Source organism: Marinomonas sp. ef1, from assembly GCF_002806845.1.
GTDB lineage: Bacteria > Pseudomonadota > Gammaproteobacteria > Pseudomonadales > Marinomonadaceae > Marinomonas > Marinomonas polaris.
Genome location: NZ_NHTT01000003.1, coordinates 167,351 through 191,743 on the forward strand (window position 1 = coordinate 167,351; position 24,393 = coordinate 191,743).

20 protein-coding genes are annotated in these 24,393 nt (G+C 42.1%); 12 read left to right on the forward strand and 8 right to left on the reverse strand.

The window, feature by feature from the left end:
- Nucleotides 1-393: 393 nt before the first annotated feature.
- The 12 genes from sdhC (at nt 394) to CCS02_RS22230 (ending at nt 14,204) form a co-directional block, all read left to right on the forward strand.
- A complete protein-coding gene (sdhC, locus tag CCS02_RS05515; protein WP_072839973.1) occupies nt 394-771 on the forward strand; it encodes a succinate dehydrogenase, cytochrome b556 subunit in 378 nt (125 codons plus the stop codon).
- Complete coding sequence (gene sdhD, locus CCS02_RS05520; protein ID WP_072839974.1) at nt 765-1,112, forward strand: succinate dehydrogenase, hydrophobic membrane anchor protein; 348 nt, start codon at nt 765-767, stop codon at nt 1,110-1,112. The genes sdhC and sdhD overlap by 7 nt, the downstream gene beginning before the upstream one ends.
- Before the next feature lie 3 nt (nt 1,113-1,115).
- Entirely contained in the window at nt 1,116-2,888 is a 1,773-nt protein-coding gene (gene sdhA / locus CCS02_RS05525; protein ID WP_072839975.1) for a succinate dehydrogenase flavoprotein subunit, read from the forward strand.
- Between the two features lie 12 nt (nt 2,889-2,900).
- The gene (locus tag CCS02_RS05530; protein WP_100636035.1) at nt 2,901-3,605 is read left to right on the forward strand and encodes a succinate dehydrogenase iron-sulfur subunit; all 705 of its coding nucleotides are present in this window, start codon (nt 2,901-2,903) and stop codon (nt 3,603-3,605) included.
- Nucleotides 3,606-3,980: 375 nt separating this feature from the next.
- Entirely contained in the window at nt 3,981-6,818 is a 2,838-nt protein-coding gene (locus tag CCS02_RS05535; protein WP_072839977.1) for a 2-oxoglutarate dehydrogenase E1 component, read from the forward strand.
- A gap of 33 nt (nt 6,819-6,851) precedes the next feature.
- Nucleotides 6,852-8,384, forward strand: coding sequence for a 2-oxoglutarate dehydrogenase complex dihydrolipoyllysine-residue succinyltransferase (odhB, locus tag CCS02_RS05540; RefSeq protein ID WP_100636036.1), 1,533 nt, complete (start codon nt 6,852-6,854; stop codon nt 8,382-8,384).
- A gap of 85 nt (nt 8,385-8,469) precedes the next feature.
- Nucleotides 8,470-9,909, forward strand: a complete 1,440-nt coding sequence (gene lpdA, locus CCS02_RS05545; RefSeq protein WP_072839979.1) for a dihydrolipoyl dehydrogenase — start codon at nt 8,470-8,472, stop codon at nt 9,907-9,909.
- A gap of 87 nt (nt 9,910-9,996) precedes the next feature.
- Entirely contained in the window at nt 9,997-11,163 is a 1,167-nt protein-coding gene (gene sucC / locus CCS02_RS05550; RefSeq protein ID WP_072839980.1) for an ADP-forming succinate--CoA ligase subunit beta, read from the forward strand.
- Between the two features lie 2 nt (nt 11,164-11,165).
- On the forward strand, nt 11,166-12,038 hold the full coding sequence (gene sucD, locus CCS02_RS05555) for a succinate--CoA ligase subunit alpha (RefSeq protein WP_100636037.1): 873 nt from the start codon (nt 11,166-11,168) through the stop codon (nt 12,036-12,038).
- A gap of 86 nt (nt 12,039-12,124) precedes the next feature.
- Entirely contained in the window at nt 12,125-12,328 is a 204-nt protein-coding gene (locus CCS02_RS05560) for a cysteine-rich CWC family protein (RefSeq protein ID WP_100185693.1), read from the forward strand.
- Nucleotides 12,329-12,415: 87 nt separating this feature from the next.
- Nucleotides 12,416-13,639 carry an L-2-hydroxyglutarate oxidase gene (gene lhgO, locus CCS02_RS05565; protein WP_198515333.1) on the forward strand — a complete coding sequence of 408 codons (1,224 nt, stop codon included), beginning with the start codon at nt 12,416-12,418 and terminating at the stop codon, nt 13,637-13,639.
- A 100-nt stretch (nt 13,640-13,739) separates the two neighbouring features.
- Nucleotides 13,740-14,204: a hypothetical protein gene (locus CCS02_RS22230; protein WP_198432015.1), complete on the forward strand. Its 465-nt coding sequence runs from the start codon at nt 13,740-13,742 to the stop codon at nt 14,202-14,204.
- Between the two features lie 61 nt (nt 14,205-14,265).
- Here the strand turns inward: CCS02_RS22230 and CCS02_RS05575 are convergent, their stop codons facing one another.
- The 8 genes from CCS02_RS05575 to CCS02_RS05610 form a co-directional block, all read right to left on the reverse strand.
- Nucleotides 14,266-14,580 (reverse strand): nucleoside-diphosphate sugar epimerase/dehydratase, encoded by a 315-nt coding sequence (locus CCS02_RS05575; RefSeq protein WP_232728829.1) that lies wholly within the window; start codon nt 14,578-14,580, stop codon nt 14,266-14,268.
- 102 nt (nt 14,581-14,682) lie between these two features.
- Nucleotides 14,683-15,369, reverse strand: a complete 687-nt coding sequence (locus CCS02_RS05580; protein WP_084122395.1) for a response regulator — start codon at nt 15,367-15,369, stop codon at nt 14,683-14,685.
- Entirely contained in the window at nt 15,366-16,964 is a 1,599-nt protein-coding gene (locus CCS02_RS05585) for an ATP-binding protein (RefSeq protein ID WP_072840049.1), read from the reverse strand. The genes CCS02_RS05580 and CCS02_RS05585 overlap by 4 nt, the downstream gene beginning before the upstream one ends.
- Nucleotides 16,965-17,067: 103 nt before the next feature.
- Nucleotides 17,068-18,444, reverse strand: coding sequence for a HAMP domain-containing sensor histidine kinase (locus tag CCS02_RS05590; protein ID WP_100636039.1), 1,377 nt, complete (start codon nt 18,442-18,444; stop codon nt 17,068-17,070).
- Complete coding sequence (locus CCS02_RS05595) at nt 18,413-19,099, reverse strand: response regulator transcription factor (RefSeq protein WP_100636040.1); 687 nt, start codon at nt 19,097-19,099, stop codon at nt 18,413-18,415. The genes CCS02_RS05590 and CCS02_RS05595 overlap by 32 nt, the downstream gene beginning before the upstream one ends.
- A 94-nt stretch (nt 19,100-19,193) precedes the next feature.
- Nucleotides 19,194-20,012: a MipA/OmpV family protein gene (locus CCS02_RS05600; RefSeq protein WP_198515334.1), complete on the reverse strand. Its 819-nt coding sequence runs from the start codon at nt 20,010-20,012 to the stop codon at nt 19,194-19,196.
- A 113-nt stretch (nt 20,013-20,125) separates the two neighbouring features.
- Nucleotides 20,126-23,215 (reverse strand): efflux RND transporter permease subunit, encoded by a 3,090-nt coding sequence (locus tag CCS02_RS05605; protein ID WP_100636042.1) that lies wholly within the window; start codon nt 23,213-23,215, stop codon nt 20,126-20,128.
- A complete protein-coding gene (locus CCS02_RS05610) occupies nt 23,212-24,387 on the reverse strand; it encodes an efflux RND transporter periplasmic adaptor subunit (RefSeq protein ID WP_100636043.1) in 1,176 nt (391 codons plus the stop codon). Before CCS02_RS05610 ends, CCS02_RS05605 begins: the two co-directional genes overlap by 4 nt.
- Between the last annotated feature and the right edge of the window lie 6 nt (nt 24,388-24,393).

Genomic DNA, 24,393 nt, shown 5'->3' on the forward strand with positions numbered 1-24,393 from the left:
TAAAGTCAAGGTGTTGTTGGTTTTTATCTATGTTTTTGATATATATGAATTTTATTTGTTTTTTGTGGGTAATAAATTATGTAATTTTATACCATTATTGTTTCGGCTTATGGTTACATTCATTTGCTGAATGGTGACCATTGAAAACCTCTTGTTCAGTCTATTTGTCTTAGTATTTTTGGCTGGTCTATAATTGCGCCTCAGACGATTTCATTGATTTGTTGATGCTAATGGATAAAAGAGAGTCGCTTTTAAACATTTGTTTGCAAATCGATGAGATTTTCAAAGTAGGCCTATGACGTGGTTACGTTACTCTTTTTTAAGGTTTATGTAAGCACGTATAGACATTGGGTCGTGATTGACCATTCAATCGATAAGATGGTGTAAAAAGTCGTGAATAAAAAAAGACCAGTCAACCTTGATATTTTAACCATATCTCAGCCAGTCACAGCAATCGTGTCTATTCTTCACCGTGTAACAGGAATCATCCTTTTTGTAGGATTGGCTTTCTTGTTTTATGCATTCGATCTTTCTTTGGAATCTCAAGAAGGTTTTGATCAGGTGGTTAATGCACTGCAAACTAGCTTTCTAGTAAAGTTTGTTATTTGGGGTGTTGTTTCTGCGCTGATGTACCACTTCGTAGCAGGTGTAAAACACTTGTTCATGGATATGGGGTATTTTGAAGAGTTAGAAAGCGGACGTCATGCTGCTATCGCAAATATTGTGATTGCTGCGGTTCTTATTGTGTTAGCGGGAGTGTGGATATGGTAACTCAAATCACAAGTTTTGGACGTTCAGGTCTTTATGACTGGATGATGCAGCGAGTTTCTGCTGTAGTTTTGTCTTTATACACAGTTTTTATTATCGGTTATTTGTTGCTAAATCCTGATCTTACATACGACCAGTGGAGCGCTTTGTTTGAAGCTACGTGGATGCGTATATTTAGCTTGATGGTGCTTTTGTCTATTGGTATGCATTCTTGGATTGGCTTGTGGTCTATTTCTACTGACTATATTAAAGCAACCGGTGCTCGTTTCTTTTTTCAATCTCTATGCGGTCTTGTAATGTTTGTTTACATCGTATGGGGTGTTCAGGTTCTTTGGGGGCTATAAGTAATGGCAAATATTCGTACTATTTCTTTTGATGCCATTGTTATCGGTGGCGGTGGCGCAGGTATGCGTGCAGCGCTTCAGTTAACTGAATCTGGTTTGAATACCGCATGTGTTACTAAAGTATTTCCGACTCGTTCACACACTGTATCGGCACAAGGTGGTATTACCTGTGCGATTGCAAGTGATGATCCAAATGATGATTGGCGCTGGCACATGTATGACACCGTAAAAGGGTCAGATTACATTGGTGACCAAGACGCAATCGAATACATGTGTTCTGTTGGTCCTCAAGCAGTTTTTGAACTTGAGCATATGGGTCTACCATTCTCTCGTACAGAGCAGGGTCGTATTTACCAGCGTCCATTTGGTGGTCAGTCTAAAGATTTCGGTAAGGGTGGTCAGGCTGCCCGTACTTGTGCGGCTGCTGACCGTACAGGTCATGCTCTTCTTCATACGCTTTATCAGGGTAACCTTAAAGGCGGCACGACATTCTTGAACGAATGGTATGCAACTGATCTTGTGAAAAATAGCGAAGGTGCGGTTGTTGGTGTTATTGCAATTTGTATCGAAGATGGTGAAACCGTTTACCTTAAAGCTAAAGCAACTGTTATCGCGACTGGTGGTGCTGGCCGTATTTACCAATCTACTACTAATGCCCACATCAATACAGGTGATGGTGTGGGTATGGCATTGCGTGCCGGTTTCCCAATGCAAGATATGGAAATGTGGCAATTTCACCCAACAGGAATTTACGGTGCAGGTACACTTGTAACTGAAGGTTGTCGTGGTGAAGGTGGTTACTTAATCAATAAAGACGGTGAGCGCTTCATGGAGCGTTATGCTCCAAACGCAAAAGACCTTGCTGGTCGTGATGTTGTTGCTCGCTCAATGGTTCTTGAGATTTTGGAAGGCCGTGGATGTGGTCCTGATGGCGATCACGTATTGCTTAAATTGGATCATTTGGGTGAAGAAACGTTGAATAAACGTCTTCCTGGTATTCTTGAGCTTTCTCGTACTTTTGCTCACGTTGATCCAGTTAAAGAGCCAATTCCAGTTATTCCTACTTGTCACTACATGATGGGTGGTATTCCAACCAATATCGGCGGCCAAGCAATTAAAATTAATGAAGCAGGTGAAGAGACGATTGTTGATGGTCTTTACGCTTGTGGTGAGGCTGCATGTGTATCTGTACACGGTGCAAACCGCCTTGGTGGTAACTCGTTACTTGATTTGGTTGTATTTGGGCGTGCTGTTGGTATTCAAGTTAAAAAATCTTTGGATGAAGGTTTTGAGTCATTGGATGCTGCAGATACTGATATTGAAAAGGCGTTGGTTCGTCTAAATCGCTTGAATAACACAACAGGTGGCGAAAGTGTTTCTGCGGTTCGTGCAGACCTTCAGCGTGTAATGCAGCTCTACTTCGGTGTATTCCGTGATGGCGAAGCAATGCAGAAAGGTTTGGCTCAACTTAAAGACATTCGTACTCGCGTTGAGAACTTGCACCTTGAAGATAAGAGTCAAGCCTTTAATACTGCTCGTATTGAAGCGCTTGAACTTGAGAACCTACTGGAAGTTGCTGAAGCTACAGCGATTCCTGCTGAATTCCGTAAGGAAAGCCGTGGCGCTCATGCGCGTAATGACTTTACTGAACGTGACGATGAAAACTGGTTGAAACATTCTTTGTTCCACCCAGCTGATAAGAAAGTGACTAAGCGCGATGTAAACTTCGCGCCAAAAACTATGGAAGCTTTCCCACCTAAAATTCGTTCATACTAAGGAGTTGTGTCAATGTTAGTTAGTATTTATCGCTACAATCCTGAGAAGGACGACGCTCCTTATATGCAGGATTATGAAATTGAGTTGCCAGAAGGTAAAGACCTAATGGTGCTTGATGTTTTAAACTTGTTGAAGGCTCAAGATTCTAGTATTTCGTACCGTCGTTCATGCCGTGAAGGTGTGTGTGGTTCAGATGGTATGAATATGTCAGGCAAAAATGGTCTAGCTTGTATCACACCAGTTTCAGAAGCGGTTAAAAAAGGTAGGTTGGTATTACGTCCACTTCCTGGTTTGCCTGTGGTTCGTGATCTTGTTGTAGATATGGGGCAATTTTATAAGCAATATGAGAAGATTCGCCCATTCTTGATCAATGATGCGCCTGCACCAGCAATTGAGCGCTTGCAAAGCCCTGAAGAGCGTGAAAAGCTTGATGGACTTTACGAATGTATTCTATGTGCTTGTTGTTCAACTGCTTGTCCATCTTTCTGGTGGAACCCAGATAAGTTTGTTGGGCCATCAGGTTTGTTGCAAGCATATCGTTTCTTGGCTGATAGTCGTGATACGGCAACCCAAGAGCGTCTTAGTGATTTAGATGATCCTTTCAGTGTCTTCCGTTGCCACGGTATTATGAACTGTGTGAACGTTTGTCCTAAAGGGTTAAATCCTACTAAGGCAATTGGTAATATCCGTACTATGCTTTTGCAGAGAGCGACCTAATAATGCTCCGTGTGGTTCATAATGGTAATTTGATGTGACCACCGAAAGTAGGCGGCTTGAATATTGATTCAATGCCGCCGTTTTTGCATATTCTAATGTAGAGAATGTAACAAAAAGAATTTAAAATTCGATCTTTACGAGCAAGGATGCACTAAGAAAAGCCACTAACTCAGTGATTATGGATTCAAAGGGTTTTGTTTAATTAAATGAAACGCTTTTAGTGGCTTAGTATTGAACGTAAAAGGGCGAAAGTAGCTGGAAATAAACAAAAAATCGAGGCTTTAATAGCCTTACGGGCCTGATAAAATGATCGATCTTAATCATAGGTTGATACCGGGACCCCGGTAGCTGGCTCGAACATAAGGGTGATCGAGAATGCACGAAAGTTTAATGGAGTTGCTGTGGAGCACCTCTCATTTTTCAGGTGGAAACTTGGAATATGTTGAAGGGTTGTTTGAAAGCTACCTCGTCGATCCGAACTCTGTGTCGGAAGAATGGCGTAAATGTTTTGATCAATTGCCTCGCGTAAGTGAAGCGCAATCAACTGATCTTCCTCATTCAGTGATTCAAGAACAGTTTTTACAGATTGGTAAGAACAAGTTCCGCTCAATGCCTGTTTCTACAGGCGTAGTGGCTAGTTCTGCACATGAGCAAAAACAAATTAATGTCTTGCAGTTGATTAATGCTTATCGCGTACGCGGGCATCAACATGCAACACTTGATCCGCTTGGATTGCAAAAACGTGAGAAAGTTGCCGACCTAGATATTGGTTACCACCAATTAACGGGCGCTGACTTAGATACAACATTCAATGTAGGTTCTTTGTTCTTTAACAAAGATTCTCTTAAATTAAGTGAAATTGTATCCGAGCTTGAAAAAACTTATTGCGGAAGCATAGGTTATGAATTCATGCACATTGTTGATACGCAGGAAAAAGCGTGGCTTCAGCAGCGTGTAGAATCTGTTCGTTCTCATCCAGAATACTCACAAGAAACTCGCGAAAACCTACTTGAGCGTTTGACTGCGGCTGAAGGCTTAGAGAAATATCTTGCTAGCCGTTACCCAGGTGCAAAACGTTTTGGTCTTGAGGGTGGCGAGAGTTTGATCCCTATGGTGAATGAATTGATTCAACGTTCTGGTGCACTCGGTGCTAAAGAAGTTGTGATCGGTATGGCTCACCGTGGCCGTCTAAACGTATTAGTTAATACGCTAGGCAAAAACCCTAAAGACTTATTTGATGAGTTTGAAGGTAAAAAATTAGTTAACACTTCAGGTGACGTTAAATACCACCAAGGCTTCTCTTCTAATGTGATGACGGCGGGTGGGGAAGTTCATATAGCCCTCTCTTTCAACCCATCGCATTTGGAAATAGTTTCTCCTGTTGTTGAAGGTTCGGTTCGTGCCCGTCAAGATCGTCGTAAAGACACGACAGGTAAGACTGTTGTTCCTATCTCGATTCACGGTGATGCTGCTTTTGCTGGTCAAGGTGTGGTTATGGAGACATTCCAGATGTCTCAAACTCGTGCTTATCGTACCGGCGGTACAGTACATATCGTAATCAACAACCAAGTTGGCTTTACTACCAACCGTCAAGAAGACTCGCGTTCTACTGAATATGCGACAGATGTTGCTAAAATCATTCAAGCGCCTATCTTCCACGTTAATGGTGATGATCCTGAAGCGGTATTGTTTGTTACACAGCTAGCATTAGACTACCGTTACGAGTTTGGTCGTGATGTTGTGATTGACATGGTTTGTTACCGTCGTCGTGGTCACAATGAAACAGACGAACCTTCTGGTACTCAGCCACTAATGTACAGTGTAATCAATAATCTGAAAACAACGCGTACTCTTTACTCAGAGCGTCTAGTTGCAGAGTCTGTTGTTACGCAAGAAAAATCTGATCAAATGGTTATTGAGAATCGTGAAGATTTAGACAATGCTCGCCATGTTGCGAAAAGTCTTGTTCTTGAGTCTCAGACTGGTTCATTTGTTGATTGGAAGCCTTATCTTGGTGTTGAATGGACTGATGCAGGTGATACAACATACCCATTGGCTAAATTGCAGGAAGTCGCTAAGAAATTAACGAATATTCCTGATGGTGTGGTTGTTCAGCGTCAAGTTCAAAAGATTTACCAAGACCGAGATAAAATGACAGCGGGTGCTTTACCTCTAAACTGGGGTTACGCAGAGACGTTAGCGTTTGCAACTTTGCTTGAGCAAGACTATCCGATTCGTATTACAGGTCAGGATTCTGGTCGTGGTACTTTCTCGCATCGTCATGCGGTAATTCATAGCCAAAAAGATGGCAGTACCTATATTCCTCTGAAACATTTGTCAGATGATCAGCCTACGATGGATCTCTATGACTCTTACCTTTCAGAAGAAGCGGTATTGGCCTTTGAGTATGGTTATGCAAGTACTTCACCTAAAGGCTTGGTTATTTGGGAAGCGCAGTTTGGCGATTTTGCTAATGGTGCACAGGTTGTAATTGACCAATTTATTACCAGTGGCGAACATAAATGGGGCCGCCTATGTGGTTTAACTATGTTGTTGCCACACGGTTATGAAGGTCAAGGTCCTGAGCATTCATCAGCACGACTAGAGCGCTTCTTGCAGCTTTGTGCCGAATATAATATTCAGGTTTGTGTGCCGACTACACCGTCACAAATTTTCCATATCATTCGTCGTCAAGCGATTCGTCCAATGCGTCGTCCGCTGATCATAATGTCTCCTAAGAGTTTGTTGCGTCATAAACAAGCGATTTCGACATTAGAAGACTTGGCGGAAGGAAGCTTTAAAACGGTCTTACCAGAATCATCTGAAGCTGTTACTGCGGATAAAGTAAAACGTATTGTTTTATGTAGCGGTAAGGTTTATTTCGACTTGATTAACCGTCGTGAAGAGCTACAAAAAGATGATGTTGCTGTGATTCGTTTGGAGCAATTGTATCCGTTCCCATATGCAGACCTTGAGTCTGAGTTAGAACAGTACAAAAATGTTGATAGCTTGGTTTGGTGTCAAGAAGAGCCGAAAAACCAAGGTGCTTGGCATGCCAATCGTCACCGTATGAATCGAGTATTGGAAAAATTGTATCCAGAATTGAAAATCCGCTTTGCAGGTCGAATTTCGTCTGCTGCGCCAGCGGCTGGTTACATGTCTATCCATGTTGAAGAACAAGAAGCGCTGGTCAACGACGCATTAGTTGGTTAGTACCATAGCCTGTCAGAGAGATAAGGGTATAAAATGAGCATTGAAATTAAAGCACCTACTTTTCCAGAATCTGTAGCAGACGGCACCGTTGCTACTTGGTACAAAAAGCCAGGCGAAGCCTGTGCTCGTGATGAACACATTGTAGACATCGAGACAGATAAAGTTGTCTTAGAAGTCGTTGCACCTGCTGATGGTGTGCTAAAAGAAATTTTAAAAGCGGAAGGCGACATCGTATTGAGCGATGAAGTGTTGGCTATTTTCGAATCTGGTGCAGCAGCTTCTGCCGCTCCAGCTGAAAAAGCAGCAGCTCCTGCAGCTGCAGCTGCCACTTCTTCTTCAAATGAGACTGTTCAAATTAAAGCGCCGACTTTCCCTGAATCTGTTGCTGATGGTACGGTTGCTACTTGGTACAAACAGCCAGGTGAAGCTTGTTCACGTGATGATCATATTGTTGATATCGAAACCGATAAAGTTGTTCTAGAAGTCGTAGCGCCTGCTGATGGTGTGATTGGCGAAATCTTGAAAAACGAAGGCGATACTGTTCTTAGTGACGAAGTTCTTGCTAACTTCTTGGTTGGTGCATCTGGCGCTGAAGCGGCATCTGTTCCTTCAGCTTCTACTTCTGCTGCAGAAGCAGACGAAGACGGTGTTGCAGGTCCTGCTGCTCGTAAAGCACTTTCTGAGGCAGGTCTAACTGTTGCTCAAGTTAAGGGCACAGGCAAAGGCGGTCGTATTACTAAAGAAGATGTTGACGCTGCTGTTAAAGCAAAATCAGCAGCTCCTGTTGCCACTCCTGCAAAAGCCGCTTCTGCACCAGCTCCTAAAGCTGCAGCTACACCAATGGCAGCACTAGGCGCTGAAGGTCGGATCGAAAAACGAGTTCCTATGACTCGTCTTCGCGCAACTATTGCTAAGCGTTTGGTTGAAGCTCAGCAAACTGCTGCTCTATTGACGACTTACAATGAAGTGAACATGGGTCCAATCATGGAACTTCGTAAGAAGTACAAAGATGAGTTTATCAAAGCTCATAACGGTACTAAGCTTGGTTTTATGTCGTTCTTCGTTAAAGCGGCGACTGAAGCACTTAAACGTTTCCCTGCAGTAAACGCATCTATCGATGGCAATGACATGGTCTACCATGGTTACCAAGATATCGGTGTTGCTGTTTCTACTGATCGTGGTTTGATGGTTCCTGTTCTTCGTAATACTGAAGCAATGGGTCTTGCGGATATCGAGTCAGCAATCATGGACTTCGCGCTTCGTGGTCGTGATGGCAAACTTGGTATGGATGACATGCAAGGTGGTACTTTCACTATTACTAATGGTGGTACTTTCGGTTCTTTGCTTTCTACGCCAATCATCAACCCACCGCAAACAGCTATCTTGGGTATGCACAAAATCCAAGAGCGCCCAATGGCAGTGAATGGTCAAGTTGTGATTCAACCAATGATGTATTTGGCCTTGTCTTATGATCACCGTATGATTGACGGCAAAGAAGCCGTACAATTCTTGGTAACGATCAAAGACTTGCTTGAAGACCCAGCACGTCTTTTACTTGAAATCTAAGTATTCGTACCAACTATTTTGTATGAATTGAATGCTGAGTGGCATTGTGTGTGCTGCTCAGCTTGACTGAAAAATGGGACCTCTTATGTCTGATAAATTTGATGTTGTTGTAATTGGTGGCGGCCCTGGCGGCTATGTAGCCGCTATCCGAGCTGCTCAGTTAGGTTTGAAAACAGCCTGTATCGAAAAATGGTTAGACAAAGATAGCAAGCCTCGCCTTGGCGGAACTTGTTTGAACGTTGGCTGTATTCCTTCTAAAGCGTTGTTAGATTCTTCACAAAAATACCATGATGCAAAAGACGCTTTTGGCGTTCATGGTATTAGTATGAAAGATGTCGCTATGAATGTTGATACTATGGTTGATCGTAAAGACAAAATCGTAGATCAATTGACAAGTGGCATCACAGGCCTTTTCAAAGCAAATGGCGTAACTAGCTTTGAAGGTTTCGGTAAAGTTCTAGCGAACAAGAAAGTAGAATTTACTGCGCATGATGGTACTGTGACTGTTATTGAAACTGAAAACGTTATTCTAGCAACGGGTTCTGTGCCAGTTAACATTCCACCAGCTCCTCGTACTGGCGATATTATCGTTGATAACGAAGGTGCTCTTGATTTCCGCGCTGTACCAAAACGTCTTGGCGTTATCGGTGCAGGTGTAATCGGTCTAGAACTTGGTTCTGTATGGGCTCGTCTAGGTTCTGAAGTTGTTGTGCTTGAAGCGCAAGACTCTTTCCTAAGCCTTTGTGACCAAGACCTTGCTAAAGAAGCGGCTAAAATCTTCAAGAAACAACATCTTGATATTCGTCTTGGCGCTCGCGTTACTGGTAGCCAAATCAATGGTGAAGAAGTTGAAGTAACTTACCTTGATGCTAAAGGCGAAGAGCAGAAGCAGACATTTGACAAGTTAATTGTTGCTGTTGGTCGTAAACCATTCACTCAAGGTTGTTTCTCTGAAGACTCTGGTGTGAAATTGGACGAGCGTGGTTTTGTCTTTGTTGATGAGCAATGCCGTACTTCTGTTCCAGGCGTATACGCGATTGGTGACATCGTTCGTGGTCCAATGTTGGCTCACAAAGCATCAGAAGAAGGTGTGATGGTTGCGGATATTATCGCTGGCCATAAAGCACAAATGAATTATGACTGTATTCCATCTGTTATTTATACTCATCCAGAACTAGCTTGGGTTGGTAAAAATGAGCAAGAGCTAAAAGCAGAAGGTGTTAAGTTTAAAGTGGGTAAATTCCCATTTGCAGCGTCTGGTCGTGCTATGGCGGCTAATGACACTGATGGTTTCGTTAAAATGATTGCTTGTGAAGAAACTGACCGTATCTTAGGTTGCCATATTATTGGTGGTCATGCGGCTGATTTGATCGCACAAGCGGTTATTGCAATGGAATTCGGTTCTACAGCAGAAGATATTGCTTTGACTGTATTTGCTCACCCAACAGTAAGTGAAGCAGTTCATGAAGCAGCGCTAGCGGTAGATAACCACGCGATTCATATCGCAAACCGTAAAAAGCGTTAATAAATTAGATTTGCCGGCTTCGAGCCGGCAATTTCTGTCTTAGCGGGCAGAGCTTATGTCAATCATTCAGATGAGCGGAAGAATCAAATGAACTTACATGAATATCAGGCTAAACAGCTTTTTGCTGAATACGGCCTGCCAGTATCTACAGGATACGCAGTAGACACGCCTGAAGCGGCAGTTGAAGCAGCGAAAAAAATTGGTGGTGACAAGTGGGTTGTTAAAGCTCAGGTTCACGCTGGTGGTCGCGGTAAAGCGGGCGGTGTAAAGCTTGTTGATTCTTATGAAGAAGTTGCAGCGTTTACACAAAACTGGATAGGCAAAAACCTCGTTACTTATCAAACAGATGCAAAGGGTCAGCCTGTTACTAAGATTCTTGTTGAATCATGCACTGACATTGCAAACGAATTGTACCTAGGTGCAGTAGTTGACCGTTCTACTCGTCGCGTTGTTTTCATGGCGTCTACAGAAGGCGGTGTTGAAATTGAGAAAGTTGCTGAAGAAACTCCAGAACTTATTCACAAAGCGATCATTGATCCTTTAGTTGGCGCTCAGCCTTACCAAGCTCGTGAATTGGCATTTAAATTGGGTCTTAACCCAACTCAAATCAAGCAGTTTACTAAAGTTTTCCTTGGTTTGTCTCAAATGTTCCACGACTACGATTTCGCACTTCTTGAAATCAACCCTCTTGTTATCACAGAAGAAGGTAACCTTCATTGTCTAGATGGCAAGATTGGCATCGACAGCAACGCTGTATACCGTCAGAAGAAAATGCAAGAGTTCCACGATCCATCTCAAGAAGATGAGCGTGAAGCACATGCAGCTAAATGGGAACTTAACTACGTAGCTCTAGACGGTAACGTTGGCTGCATGGTAAACGGTGCCGGCCTAGCAATGGGTACTATGGATATCGTTAACCTACACGGTGGCAAACCTGCTAACTTCCTAGACGTAGGCGGCGGTGCGACTAAAGAGCGTGTTGCTGAAGCATTCAAAATCATCCTTTCTGACAGCAATGTTAAAGCAGTATTGGTTAACATCTTCGGTGGTATCGTTCGTTGCGATATGATCGCTGAAGGTATTATCGGTGCTGTTGAACAAGTAGGTGTTAACGTGCCTGTTGTTGTTCGTCTTGAAGGTACTAACGCAGAGAAAGGCCGTGAAGTTCTAGCAAATTCTGGTCTAGACATCATCGCTGCAACAAGTCTAAAAGACGCTGCTGAACAAGTTGTTAAAGCTGCGGAGGGCAAATAATAATGTCTGTTTTAATAAACAAAGATACTAAAGTAATCTGTCAAGGTTTCACTGGCGGACAAGGTACGTTCCACTCTGAGCAAGCAATTGCTTACGGAACGAAAATGGTCGGCGGTGTTACTCCTGGTAAAGGTGGTCAAACTCACCTAGGTCTACCCGTTTTTAACACAGTTAAAGAAGCTGTTGAACAAACAGGTGCAGAAGCGTCTGTTATCTACGTTCCAGCTCCTTTCTGCAAAGATTCTATCCTTGAAGCAGCTAATTCTGGTATTAAACTAATCGTTTGTATCACTGAAGGCGTTCCGACTCTTGACATGCTTGACTGTAAAGTTAAATGTGACGAGCTAGGCGTACGTCTAATCGGCCCTAACTGCCCAGGTGTTATCACACCAGGTGAATGTAAGATCGGTATCATGCCTGGCCACATCCATTTGCCAGGTAAAGTTGGTATCGTATCTCGTTCTGGTACGTTGACTTATGAAGCTGTTAAGCAAACTACTGATGCTGGCTTCGGTCAATCTACTTGCGTAGGTATCGGTGGAGACCCAATCCCTGGTACTAACTTCATCGACGTATTGGAAATGTTCCAAAACGATCCACAAACTGAAGCGATTGTTATGATCGGTGAAATTGGTGGTACTGCTGAAGAAGAAGCGGCTGCTTACATCAAAGCAAACGTGACTAAGCCTGTTGTTTCTTACATTGCTGGTGTTACAGCACCTGCTGGTAAGCGTATGGGTCACGCTGGCGCGATCATTTCTGGCGGTAAAGGAACAGCTGACGAGAAATTCGCAGCTCTTCAAGACGCTGGTGTTAAAACTGTTCGCTCTCTAGCGGACATCGGTACTGCACTTAAAGAAATCACTGGCTGGTAAGCTAGTATTTTAAAGTGTTACTGATTATAAAATCCCTGCTTCGGCGGGGATTTTTTTGCTTTGTAGGTACGTAAGTAGGTGTCAAAATGAAGTGTCCTTTTTGTTTGACTGATAATGGTTGTGCACTCGATGATAGCCAGACTTGTTGGTGTTTTAATGTCATAGTGCCTGACGATATGGTGGCGCTTATTCCATCACAACAAAAAGGTAGCGTTTGTGTTTGTCTGCAATGTATTGAGTTTTATAGCACCGATAAACTAGGCTTCTTAAAAGCATTTAGCTTTGATTAAAATGCTCTCTATTTTTTGAGATGATTTGTCGCGAGCACATTAGTATCTTGTTATGTGTTTTAACAACAATAAAAAAGGAATGAGGTGATGAGTGAAGCGTTAAAAAACTCTATTTATGACATTACTGTGATTGGTGCGGGTATTGTTGGGCTTTCGACGGCGTGGCAGTTGCTTCAGCGCTATCCTAAATATCGTATTTTACTGGTTGAAAAAGAATTCGAAGTAGGGTTGCATCAAACAGGGCACAATTCTGGAGTGATACATGCGGGTGTGTATTATGCGCCAGGTAGTCTTAAGGCTGACTTTTGTCAGCGTGGCGCTAAAGCGACTAAGGCTTTTTGTCTCCAGCATGATATTGAGTTCGACGAATGTGGTAAGTTATTGGTTGCGACGAATGCGCTTGAAGAAGAGCGTATGGAGGCCTTGTACTTACGTTGTCAGGATAATGGCTTGGAAGTGCATAAGTTAGATCAAGCTCAGCTAAAAGAGCGTGAGCCGAATGTGAAGGGTGTTGCTGCCTTGTTTGTTCCTTCCACCGGGATTGTTAGTTATCGGAAAATTTGTCAAAAGCTAGCTGAGCTATTTGTGCAAAAAGGCGGAGAGTTACGTTTAAGTACTGAGGTGATGAATTTAGATGAAAGCCATGAGCGTGTTGCGATTACACTGAATAACGATGTTGTCCATACTTCTTATCTTGTGAGCTGTGGTGGCCTTATGGCTGATCGTTTAACTAAAATGCTGAATATTCCAACCGATTTTCAGATCATTCCTTTTCGTGGTGAGTATTATCAATTACCGGCGAAACATAATCAGATTGTTAATCATCTAATTTATCCGATTCCTGATCCAGATTTACCATTTTTAGGTGTGCACCTTACTCGAATGATTGATGGCTCAGTGACGGTTGGCCCTAATGCTGTGCAGGGATGGAAGCGAGAAGGGTACGGTCGAATCAATATTGATTTGCGTGATATTTTCGATATGGTGCGTTTTCCAGGTTTTTGGAAGTTATTAAAGAGTCATTGGCGAACTGGGTTGGTAGAGACCACAAATTCTTGGTATAAGCCCGGCTATTTAGCTCAAGTCCGAAAGTATTGTGATCTTGTTTCCTTAGATGACCTGCAAGCTTATCCTGCTGGAATTCGAGCGCAAGCTGTTATGAATGACGGTAGTTTGGTGCATGACTTTCTATTTGCTCAAAGTGCTCGGACATTGCATGTCTGTAATGCGCCTTCACCAGCAGCTACCAGTGCGTTTCCTATAGGCACTTATATTATCGATAAACTCGATGAGCAAATCTCGCCTGTTTAGTACGAAAGCATTGTGAAATAAAGGTGGCTTAGTTTGTGCTTTGTAAGTGTTTCGATATAGAGTGGTAGGTAATCGTAACAATCACTGATAAGGAATAAGTATGACTGGTTTAAAGAAAAATCTAGGCTTTACTCATTTGGCGCGAGGCATTGCAGCTGCGCTGCTTATTACTCAAGTGACAGCGTGTGGTACTTTGCTTTATCCAGAGCGTCGCGGTCAAACAAATGGTCAAATCGATGTGGGTGTTGCTGCATTAGATGCTATTGGCCTGTTGTTTTTCTTTGTCCCTGGTGTTGTGGCGTTTGGTGTCGATTTCATTACAGGCGCTATTTATCTGCCAGGCGGTGGCATGGCGAGCTTGACAGAGGATGAGTTGAATTCGATCAAGAATGGTCCAGATTCAATAGATGTTGAGAAGTTTAAAACTGTGATGGCACAGCGTAATGATATTAAATTGCCAGAAGGTACTTATACAGATCAATTGAATGTGGTGGCTATGTCGTCTACTCAGTCTCTTAAAACAGCAATGAGTATGTCTAACGAACGAGTAGCTTTTGCTCAATAGTATGAATTCAGGTTTAGATCTTAAAACTAAAAGATGGATTCTTTAGCTTTAAGATCTAGCACTATTTGATTGCATAGGCTTTATAAACAGCTTTTTGCATGGTCACGATATCTTGGTGGTGTTGTAGTGTTATCAGTTTGGCTTTTGTTTTAAAAATACCTTCCCAAATATTATCAGCGATGCTGATGGATTCCCCCTGTATTTGTATTATCAGCGTAACATCATGCTTCCGAACGAGAGCGGATATTTCACTTGGTGAAAATACGGTTATGCCGTGAACTTGAGTACGATTATTCCAAGGCTCATCGTCAATAAACGCGATAATCTCAATAGGTTGTTCGGCGTATTTGTTGTTGTCGAGTAGGGACTTCGACAAGGAAAAGCACAGATAATCTATTCCAATAAAAATAACCTTTTTGGGCATGGCTTTACGTCGGAAAAATTGCCTAAAAAAATGAGTTAGTTGAATCATCTCTAATTAAACCGTCTTGGTATAGCGCTGCTTTGGTCTACCACCGGTTTTGTAATCTAGTGTCATACTTACTTGGCCTTGGGCTTCTAAGTACTCAAGATAGCGTCTGGCGGTAATGCGGCTAAGATTGATTGCTTCACCTATGTCTTCTGCAGTGAATGGACTGTCATCGTTTATGGTTTCTAGATATTGGGTGAGTTTATCTAAGGTGTTTTCATCAATACCTTTTGGTGTTTTTCGGCTACCGGCGAGCGTCGCGCTTTTTCTAAATAAGGCATCTATGTCTTGCTGATCAATTTTATCGTTTTTGGTAAGGCGTTTTTTAAAGTCTAAATAATCGTCAAGGGCCTGTAACACACGAGACATTCGAATGGGTTTTACAAGGTAATCCATCACGCCAAGCTGAATAGCTTTTTCGATAGTAGTAGTTTCTCTTTCCGCCGTGGTCATTATGAAAGCGGCTTTGATGCCTTTGCTTTTTAATGATTGTACTAGATCAATGCCGCTACCATCAGGTAGGGAAATATCGACCATAATGAGTTCGGGGTCAAAAGCCTCTGCTTTTAACTCTGCTTCTAGCTGGCTTTCGCAAGCGGCGACGACATAAAAATCTGTATGTTGATTGATGGTGTTTTCTAATACGTAGCTAGCACGTAGATCATCTTCCACTATCATGACCGGAATGCGATTCATCTTGTTAGCGCTCGTTTGTCTAAGTAAATACTAAACACAGTGGTATTAATCTCACTGCGTTCCCAATCAAGGCTGCCGTGATATTGATCGACAACTTTTTTGACCAAATAAAGCCCAATACCATGCTGTTCAGTGTTGTGTTTGCTGCTCACACCAAAGTCTAATATTCGACTTTCTAGTTTCTCATCTACGCCAGCACCGCTGTCTTCGATTTGAATCATAATGTGGGCATTTCGGTCACTAATATACAGTTTAACAAAAGGTGGTGTAAGTAATCTGTTGGACCAAGCGGCTAGCAAGGCATTGTCTATTAAGTTTCCTACTAGTGTAACCAATGCTTCATTGGTTTTTGAGGGGTATCGACCAAGCTGGCAATCACTTTCGATCAGCATATCGACTTTTAAGTCCTTGGCCTTATTGTGCTTGGCGAAAATTAGTCCTGCCACAGCACTGTTTTCAATAGTTTTAATAATACGTCTTAGTACGATTTGATCGCCGTCACTTTCTTGCTGAAGAAACTCGATGGCATCATCATAGCGTTCTGCTTGTAACATGCCGGAAAGTACATTTAAGTGATTGGAATATTCGTGAGTTTTAGCGCGTAATAAGTCGGCATAGTTTTTTGTTGCTGTTAGTTCTTGTTCTAGTGATTTTTCCCCATGATCTGGGAAAAATACAATGACGTAACCTACTTCGCCCTTTTTTCCTTTAATAGGGTACAGGGTTGCAATGAATTCTAGCTTACCTAAATTAAATCGGTTTTGTGTTATTTGTCCTTTGGCTTCTAATGCAAAGTGAGAAAGGCTTTGTGATTGTTCGCTCAATGGTTTGCTTACAACTTGTGTTGCACTAAGCACATTCATTGTTAGCCATTCAATTGCCATGCTGTTGATAGCGGTGATGTTTTGCTCATGGTCGATAGCAACAATACCATCACGAATGCTATCTAAAATTAACTCATGTTCCTTAAATTTCTGAACTATTTCTTCTGGTTCTAAGCTCAAAAAAGTTCGTTTGAGTTTAAGAATCAAAAAGCCGGCAATAACAACACCAAGAAGATAAACAAAGCCGACTAATAGTCCCGCTTCTTGTAAATGTTTAAAAATTAGTTCACTGGTGGGTTGGGATAGATAGCCTATGCTAATAGCACCAATGATTTGGCCATTTTTTCGTATGGCGACTGAATTCCGAATGGCTTTCCCTAGCGTACCCACTGCGACTTTTGTGTAATCTTTACCTTGGTTAAGCGCTTGGTAAATATCATCACCAACAAAGTGTTTACCGACTCTTTCTGGTTCTGGGTGGCTTAAGCGAATGGAGTCTTTATTAACAACAACAATATAAGAGGCATCGGTTTGGGCGCGAAGCATTTCTATATAGACTTCGATATCACTTGCCTTACCTTGATTGCTTAATTCGACGGCCTGAATCACTCTTTCATTGTGTGCAATCACGTGACCCAGCTCTAGACCTCGTTGGCTAATGCCATCTAGATAGGTTTTTTGCAGAGAATAGCCTAGCACCACACCAACCGCTAACACAATAATGGTAATAGTCGAAATTGTGATTAAGGCAAGATAAGACTTTAGGGTCATTCGCGTGTCTGGATCAATAAAAGGTGGAACGCGATTATACAGTATACGGGGGCATCACTAAACACTACGTAAAGTTAGCTCAAAATATATCCGGACTGTTTCGTTAAGTCGACCGTTGCTCTTTGGATGAAATATCTAATACAAATGAAGCTCCTGGTGATGTGTTATGTGCTGTAATTCTCCATCTGTGAATCAAAGCAACCTCCATGCAGATGGCTAACCCTAAGCCCGCTCCATTGATTTTTTGCTTAGGCGCACGCCAAAATCGATTGAATAGTAACGTCATGTGTTCTTCGTCGATACCTTGACCATGATCTCTGACGATTAGCGCATTGTCTGTGATAGTTACATCGATAGTTGCACCTATAGGTGAGTGATAAATAGCATTCTCAATTAGATTTTTGAGGAGTATAAAAAGTGTACTTGGATCTGCGTTGAGATGAACCCTTTTAGTATTGTTAATGATTTTAATTGACACCTCATGTACTTTAGCAATGCGAGATAAATAGTTGGCTGCATCATTAACCACATTAACGAGAGCTATTTTCTGGAAAGAATAATTATGTGATTCACGTACTTCGGCGAGGTGAAGTAGTTGGTTAATTTGGCGTGAAATATGATCTACATCTTCTAATATAAGATTTTTAGAGTCTGTTTTCTCTAGCATTTCAACTTCCCCTCTAATAAGCGTTAAAGGGGTTTTTAGTTCGTGTGCAGCTGTCGCCAAAAACTCCTGTTGAACCTTAAAGCCTTGCTCTAATCTCGCAAGTGCTTCATTAAAGGCGCTAATAAGTGGTACTAGCTCGTCTGGTATTTTGGCTATGGATAATCGACCTTGAAGATTTTGAGGCGTGATTTTATAGGCGACTGCAGAGGCATCTCTTAGTGGGCGTAACATAAAATGTATAGTGATAATCACAGCGATACTAACTATAAGTAACGATAATAAAGAGACTAATAGAACGGTCTTTGAAATTGGGGATATGTTCGTTATTTGAAATACATCTAATAGTCTAAGACTCGTAGCGACTTGCAAGTTGTAGTTGGCAAAAGGAAGAGGGAGCTTATGATTTAGCGCATAAAATAATGAATTTTCATGATTGAAGTTAAAATAGGTTGTATCTTTGTTGTAAGGTTCATTATTTGGTGAAAAAGCTTTAAACGATTTGCTTGAAGATGAAACTACTTCGCCTTTTTTATTAATTATTTGGTAAAAAATATCTTTATTTAAGACACTGTATATCCAATTTCCTTCCTCACTATTACTTTGAAAAACATAAGGCACTCCTTGAGGGTCTGTTTTGATATCTTCTATTAAAAAACTCACTTGTTTATTTAAAATGTGATCAATTAAAATGTTAGGGTTTAGTACAAATAAATAAGCGTAAATACCACTTATTAGTAATATTAGCGCGGTGAAAAAAGCGATAATTAGCCGAGCTTTAAGGCTATTTTTGATGATTTTTTTTAGATATGACATAACCTCGGCCCCGAATATTTGAGATAACTATTTGCGATCCTACAGTAAATAATTTTCGACGGATTCTATGTAATGCGACATCTAGAGCATTCGGTGTAACCGCTTGAGTTAACCCCCATGCGCCTTGTTCTAGTTTACTTCTAGTGACCGTTTCACCTTCAGCTTGTATCAATATGTATAGAATTTGAACTTCTGCTGGAGCAAGGAGAGCGATCTGATTACCACATTTAAGTTGAGCATTATTGATGTCTAGTGTTAGATCTTCGAAAGCAGCAGTTAAAGATTTAATAGTGGTTGGTCTACGAAGAAGCGCTCTAACTCTGGCTACTAATTCGTCCATAGCAAAGGGCTTCACTAGATAGTCATCTGCTCCCGTTTCTAAGCCCTCTATCCGATCGTGCACAGCATTTCTGGCGGTGAGCACTAAACAGGGGATAGTGATATTATTTTTTCGTAATATCTTTAGCAGCTTTAATCCATCACCGTCTGGTAATCCTCGATCTAGTATGAGTAAGCTATATTCTTGTATATCCAGTGCGAGTTTAGCCGTGGCTAAATTAGTAAATGCATCTAGCTCAATACCAGATTTTTGTAAGGAAATAGACACCATATTGGCTAGGCGATCATTATCTTCAACTAAAATAATTCGATTCATATAAAATATATAAGTAAATTGGAATGGAAAAATTACCTTAGGAAAATAGCTTCATAAGGTAATTTCTAGAGATTTCTTTGTGACAAGGAAGATGTTATTTAAAACGATATATGTAGCCTAGATAAGCCGCCGCAGTTGTCTTTTTATCGACCAGGGGACTATCTTTAATTTCATCACCGAATTGTTTAACACTAACATCTAATGCTAATGACTGTTGATTATCTATAGCGTAATTGAAACGAACGCCAGCATCTAATACGGTTGTAGATTTACCATGATATTGTGATCTATTTGCATTTACTTCAGAGGATTTTACGCCATAATAATAATTTACATACTTATCACTATACCATGCCGTGCCAATACTTGGCTCGACTTGCAGGCGTTCACTAATTTTAAAACCCTTCGATATTGAAATGGACGCTTGCTGGCCTTCGCTGTTGTCTATTGCATCTACTAGAGCGTCAAGTTTTAAATCAAACATAGGGTTACTCCATGTCATTGCAGGGCCAATCCAGAGACTTGAGTCTCTGCTGTCCATACCATCAAAAATATAAGAGTCTGAGCTGTCATAGCCATCACCCACACCGTATTTTCCACGAATAGTGAAAGATGCATTATTGATGTTTGTTACTTTGAAATCTAATGTGGTTCCCATAAGTGAAATCCAAGAATTATCAACGAATACAAGAGGTAATACTTCGAGTTCATTATCGACGCCAATGTATTCAGGGTCACTAAAGCCAGCTCCAATACCCAAGGCAAATGACGTTGTACCATCAGCCATTGCATTACTTATTGGTCCGAAAGCAAAAATTATTGATGCGATAGTATGTTTTTTTATGGGGGATATCTGACTCAGTCGAGTATTCTCAAATTTGCTCGATTGTGTGTTTTTAAGGGTCTTTATCACTATATTCTCCAAATCCTATAAAATGTGTTTTTACTATAGGGCGCTAAATATTACTGCACACTTACAGGCAAATTTTTTGTGTCCTCACTTTTAAATTGCGATGGTTTGATGTTTTAGATGCCATCACTGTTAGATATTTCTTTATTTGTGTTGGATCCGTGTTTAAATAATGCGGTGAACCTAAGCTCTATGTTATGCATATAAGTAAACACCACAGGGACTACCAATAAGCTCAAGCAGGTCGAAGTAATGAGTCCTCCAATGACGGCAATTGCCATAGGTTGTCGAAAACTAGCGTCTGCGCCGAAGCCAATTGCGATGGGGAGCATTCCAGCAATCATTGCTGCCGTAGTCATAATGATAGGACGAGCTCTTTTATGGCAGGCATCTACAAGTGCGTCATGCATACTTAGCCCTTGTTTTTTCATCGACATCACGGCGTATTCCACAAGAAGAATTGAGTTTTTAGTGACAATCCCCATGAGCATAATTAAGCCAATCATCGATGGAATATCCAATTCACTGTCTGCTAACAATAAGGCGACAAAGGCGCCGCCCAACGATAAAGGAATGGCTGACAAGATGGTGATGGGCTGTAAAAAGTCTTTAAACAACAAAATCAATACGCACAAAACACATAATAATCCCGTGATGATGGCCGTACTGAAACCGGATCCTAGTTCGTTCATTAACTCAGCATCACCAGCTTCGGTTAAATGCACGTTGTCTGGGAGTCCTTTGATTGATGGGAGCTCATAGACAGTATTGACAATATCCCCCAGTGCGCTCCCATTGAGTTTTGCATTGATGGTAATAAAGCGCTCGCGATCATATCGATCTATTTGTGAGGGGCCACTTTCAAAAGAAAGGGAAGCCACACTGGAAAGAGGGATGAGGCGTCCGTCACGTCCTGGCACACGCAAATTATTCAGTGTCTCCATATTGAGTCGAAGGCTGTCAGCCAATTGCACACGAATATAAACTTGTCGAGCATCCAAATTCAGTTTGGCAAGCTGTGAGTCGTAATCACCACTGGTCGCAATGCGAATCGTATCGCCAATGGCGGAAGTGGATACGCCAAGTTCTGCAGCACGCTGTAAATCCGGTCGCACAATGATTTCAGGGCGTTCTAAGCTTGCTGTAGATTTAATGTTTGAGATGCCGCTTACACCACGTAATTCTTTTAACAGACTGTCAGCATTGGCTTTAAGTGCGGCGTTGTCATCGCTGGCAAGAATGAGGGATAACTCTTGTCCTAGTCCACCACCGACAGAAAATCTTGCACCCGGTACATTAATTAAAACGCCACGTAAGGTTTTTTCAATCTCACCTTGTGTCGCTCGCTCACCGCGTTCTTTTAAGATCAACGTCAATTTACTTTTGCGGATATCGCCACTTGAGCCTTCGCCACCTGCAACACCAACGGTTGTAAATACGTGGTCAATGCCAGCAACTTCCATGAGTGCTTTTCTCGCCTCCTCTGATTTTTCCAACGTTGTATTGAAGGCGCTGCCTGGCGCGAGTTCAATATTGACACTGGTATACTTAGTATTAGATGCAGGCATGAGCCCAGTATTTAACAGCGGCACTAAGGAAATAGAGGCGGCAAAAATCACAAAAGTAGCAATTAATGTGGTAACGCGATGGGCTAAAGTCCACTGCACAATAGACAAGTAAAACGTCAGCAGCTTTCCTTGTTTTTTGTCTACTTTGCGTGCTTTAGGTTTTAGCAAATAGGCGGCCATCATCGGCGTTAATAAGCGTGCGACCAACAAGGATGACAACACGGCGACCACCGCTGTCCAGCCAAATTGTTTGAAAAATAATCCTGTTACGCCACTCATCATGGCCGTTGGAGCAAATACCATAACGAGTGTCATTGTTGTTGCCATAACGGCTAGGGCTATTTCTGTTACTGCATCACCTGCGGCTCTTTTAATATTTTTCCCCATGCTTGCATGGCGTTCGATATTTTCTATTTCGACAATGGCATCGTCCACAAGAATGCCGACAATGACGGCAAGAGCGAGTAGGGTTAAAGTGTTTAATGAATAATCTAGAAAATGCATGGCTGCAAAAGTAGGCAAAATTGACAGCGGTAAAGCCGTTGCCGCAATCAGTGTTGCGCGCCAATCACGTAAGAACCACCAGACAATTAATATGGCTAAAAAAGCCCCTTCAAAGAGCATATTTATTGAGCCTTTGTACTGCTCTTCGGTTTGAGAAACTTTGTCATACACCAACGTGAAATCCACTGCGTCTTTGGCTTTTAGACCTTTAAGTTCTTTTTTAATGCCCGCTGCGATTTTTGTCTCATCAAAACCATTGGCTCGATAAACTTGGAAGCCTACGACGGCTTGGCCATCTAAAAGTGCTATTTGGCTGCGTTCTGCGGTTGTGTCCTGTACGTTGGCCACTTGGTCTAGTCGTAATTGACGGCCATCTGCCAATACAATCGGGAAGGCGTTTAATTCTGCCGCTGTTTTCACGGTTGCTATGGTACGAACTGATTGCTCCGTATTTCCCAGTTGCATTCTGCCACCAGATGATTCTAACTGTGTATTACTAAGGGCTTGTGAAACATCACTGGCTGTCGCGCCAAGTCCTGTTAATTTGGTCGGATCTAATTCAATGCGTATTTCTCGCTGTACACCACCCACTCGTTCAAAACGACCAAGTCCTGGCACGCTTAAAACATGCTTGCTGATAGTGTTGTCGATATACCAAGATAGTGCTTCTTCGCTCATGCGCGGTGCACTGATTGCATAAGTGAGCAGAGTGTCTGCACCAACCGTTTCGGCGCTCACCGATGGTTCTAATAGATCATCTGGTAGATCAGAGCGAATACTGTCTAGTGCGTTTTTGGCTTCAATTAGCGCATCAGAAAGTGATTTCTCTAAGATAAACTCTACGCGTATGTTAACAACACCGTCGGTGATCGCGGTTTGTATATGGCGAAGTCCAGACAAGGTCGCTAATGCATCTTCTGCTTTTCTGGCAACCTCTGTTTCAAGTTGAGCGGGAGCGACACCTGGTTGCGATAGCACAACTACAACAGTGGGCAATTGAATATCAGGAAATTCGGCAATAGAAAGTTGTTGGAAGCTTTTAATACCTGCAATGGATAATAAAACAAACAATAAAATCGTTGGAATGGGGTTTCGAATAGACCAAGTGGCGAAATTTTCAGTCAACTTGCTCATAGAATTTCCTGCTTTTGCGATATTGCTGAGTCAATGCTTGATGTGTTTTCACTTACTACTTTTACAATATCGCCTTCGCTAAGAAAGCCAGCACCTTGATTTATGACGGCAGTGTCGGCCTGTATTTTTCCTATGACCTCGACATAATCGCCTTGGCGGCGTGCTACTTCGACAGGGCGTTGTATCACTTGCTGGGTTGCTGCAACTAGCTCAAAGACATAGCTGCGGCCATCACGGATAACCACGCTGGCTGCAGGTACAACAAGCGCAGGTGTTTTATTGAGTTGAATATTGCCAGTGGCAAACATACCAGCATGTGCTTTGCTGTTTGGTTCAATCGCCGCGTACGCTGTGATCATTCGGGTCTTTGGGTTCATCGTGGGTGAGATCTGGCGTACATAAGCTATCGCCGTACTATTATTGGCAAGATCAAGTGTCACTCTTTGACCTACAGCTAGCTGAGTTGCTTGCATTGCGGTTAGTTGACCATGCCATTCAATTCGGTTGTCTCGAATGAGGCGGAACAGTTCTTGTCCCACTGAGCCAATAGCGCCAAGCGTCGCGGAGCGTGAGCTAATAACACCATCATCAGGAGCGACAACATTGATATAGCTCAATTGCAACGTATTGGATGCTATTCGAGCTTTGACAGCAGCAACTGCTGCGGCTGTTGTCTGTTTCTGGGTCTCGGCTTGTAATAAACTTTGTTTGCTTATACCGCCCGTTTGGCTAAGGGCTAATGCTCTTTTGTAATCGACATAAGCTTGTGTCACTAAGGCGGATGCTTCATCAAGGTTCGCTTTCAACAAGTCTCTTTCATTTATTAGACTCGCGCTATCAAAGCGAGCAATGATTTGCCCTTTTTTTATTTGGTCGCCTGTATCAACCAGTACGTCAATCAATCGTAAGCCAGTTAATTGTGCTCCGATAATAGCTTCTTGCCACGCAACAATATCTCCAGACGCTTCAATGTTGTCATTCCATTCTAAAGAACGCACCGTCGCAGTCGTGACGGTTAATGCCGCTGCTGGTTTTATCTCATTTTCAATTGCATAGGCTGAGGACGAAAAATATTGTGCAACAATCAGTATACTGCTTGTTGCTATGGCAGTGAGTAGTATTGATGTCTTCGATAATACTTTCTTGAACCCCCGTAGCTTATTGATGGTCATTATTTT

Coding starts and splice junctions, on each gene's coding strand:
- CCS02_RS05560 (WP_100185693.1), top strand. CDS start 12,125: ATGAAGTGTCCTTTTTGTTTGACTGATAATGGTTGTGCACTCGATGAT.
- CCS02_RS05610 (WP_100636043.1), bottom strand. CDS start 24,387: ATGACCATCAATAAGCTACGGGGGTTCAAGAAAGTATTATCGAAGACA.
- lhgO (WP_198515333.1), top strand. CDS start 12,416: ATGAGTGAAGCGTTAAAAAACTCTATTTATGACATTACTGTGATTGGT.
- odhB (WP_100636036.1), top strand. CDS start 6,852: ATGAGCATTGAAATTAAAGCACCTACTTTTCCAGAATCTGTAGCAGAC.
- CCS02_RS05590 (WP_100636039.1), bottom strand. CDS start 18,444: ATGTCATATCTAAAAAAAATCATCAAAAATAGCCTTAAAGCTCGGCTA.
- CCS02_RS05595 (WP_100636040.1), bottom strand. CDS start 19,099: ATGAATCGAATTATTTTAGTTGAAGATAATGATCGCCTAGCCAATATG.
- CCS02_RS05585 (WP_072840049.1), bottom strand. CDS start 16,964: ATGACCCTAAAGTCTTATCTTGCCTTAATCACAATTTCGACTATTACC.
- lpdA (WP_072839979.1), top strand. CDS start 8,470: ATGTCTGATAAATTTGATGTTGTTGTAATTGGTGGCGGCCCTGGCGGC.
- CCS02_RS05530 (WP_100636035.1), top strand. CDS start 2,901: ATGTTAGTTAGTATTTATCGCTACAATCCTGAGAAGGACGACGCTCCT.
- CCS02_RS05535 (WP_072839977.1), top strand. CDS start 3,981: ATGCACGAAAGTTTAATGGAGTTGCTGTGGAGCACCTCTCATTTTTCA.
- CCS02_RS05580 (WP_084122395.1), bottom strand. CDS start 15,369: ATGAATCGCATTCCGGTCATGATAGTGGAAGATGATCTACGTGCTAGC.
- sdhD (WP_072839974.1), top strand. CDS start 765: ATGGTAACTCAAATCACAAGTTTTGGACGTTCAGGTCTTTATGACTGG.
- sdhA (WP_072839975.1), top strand. CDS start 1,116: ATGGCAAATATTCGTACTATTTCTTTTGATGCCATTGTTATCGGTGGC.
- sucC (WP_072839980.1), top strand. CDS start 9,997: ATGAACTTACATGAATATCAGGCTAAACAGCTTTTTGCTGAATACGGC.
- sucD (WP_100636037.1), top strand. CDS start 11,166: ATGTCTGTTTTAATAAACAAAGATACTAAAGTAATCTGTCAAGGTTTC.
- CCS02_RS22230 (WP_198432015.1), top strand. CDS start 13,740: ATGACTGGTTTAAAGAAAAATCTAGGCTTTACTCATTTGGCGCGAGGC.
- CCS02_RS05605 (WP_100636042.1), bottom strand. CDS start 23,215: ATGAGCAAGTTGACTGAAAATTTCGCCACTTGGTCTATTCGAAACCCC.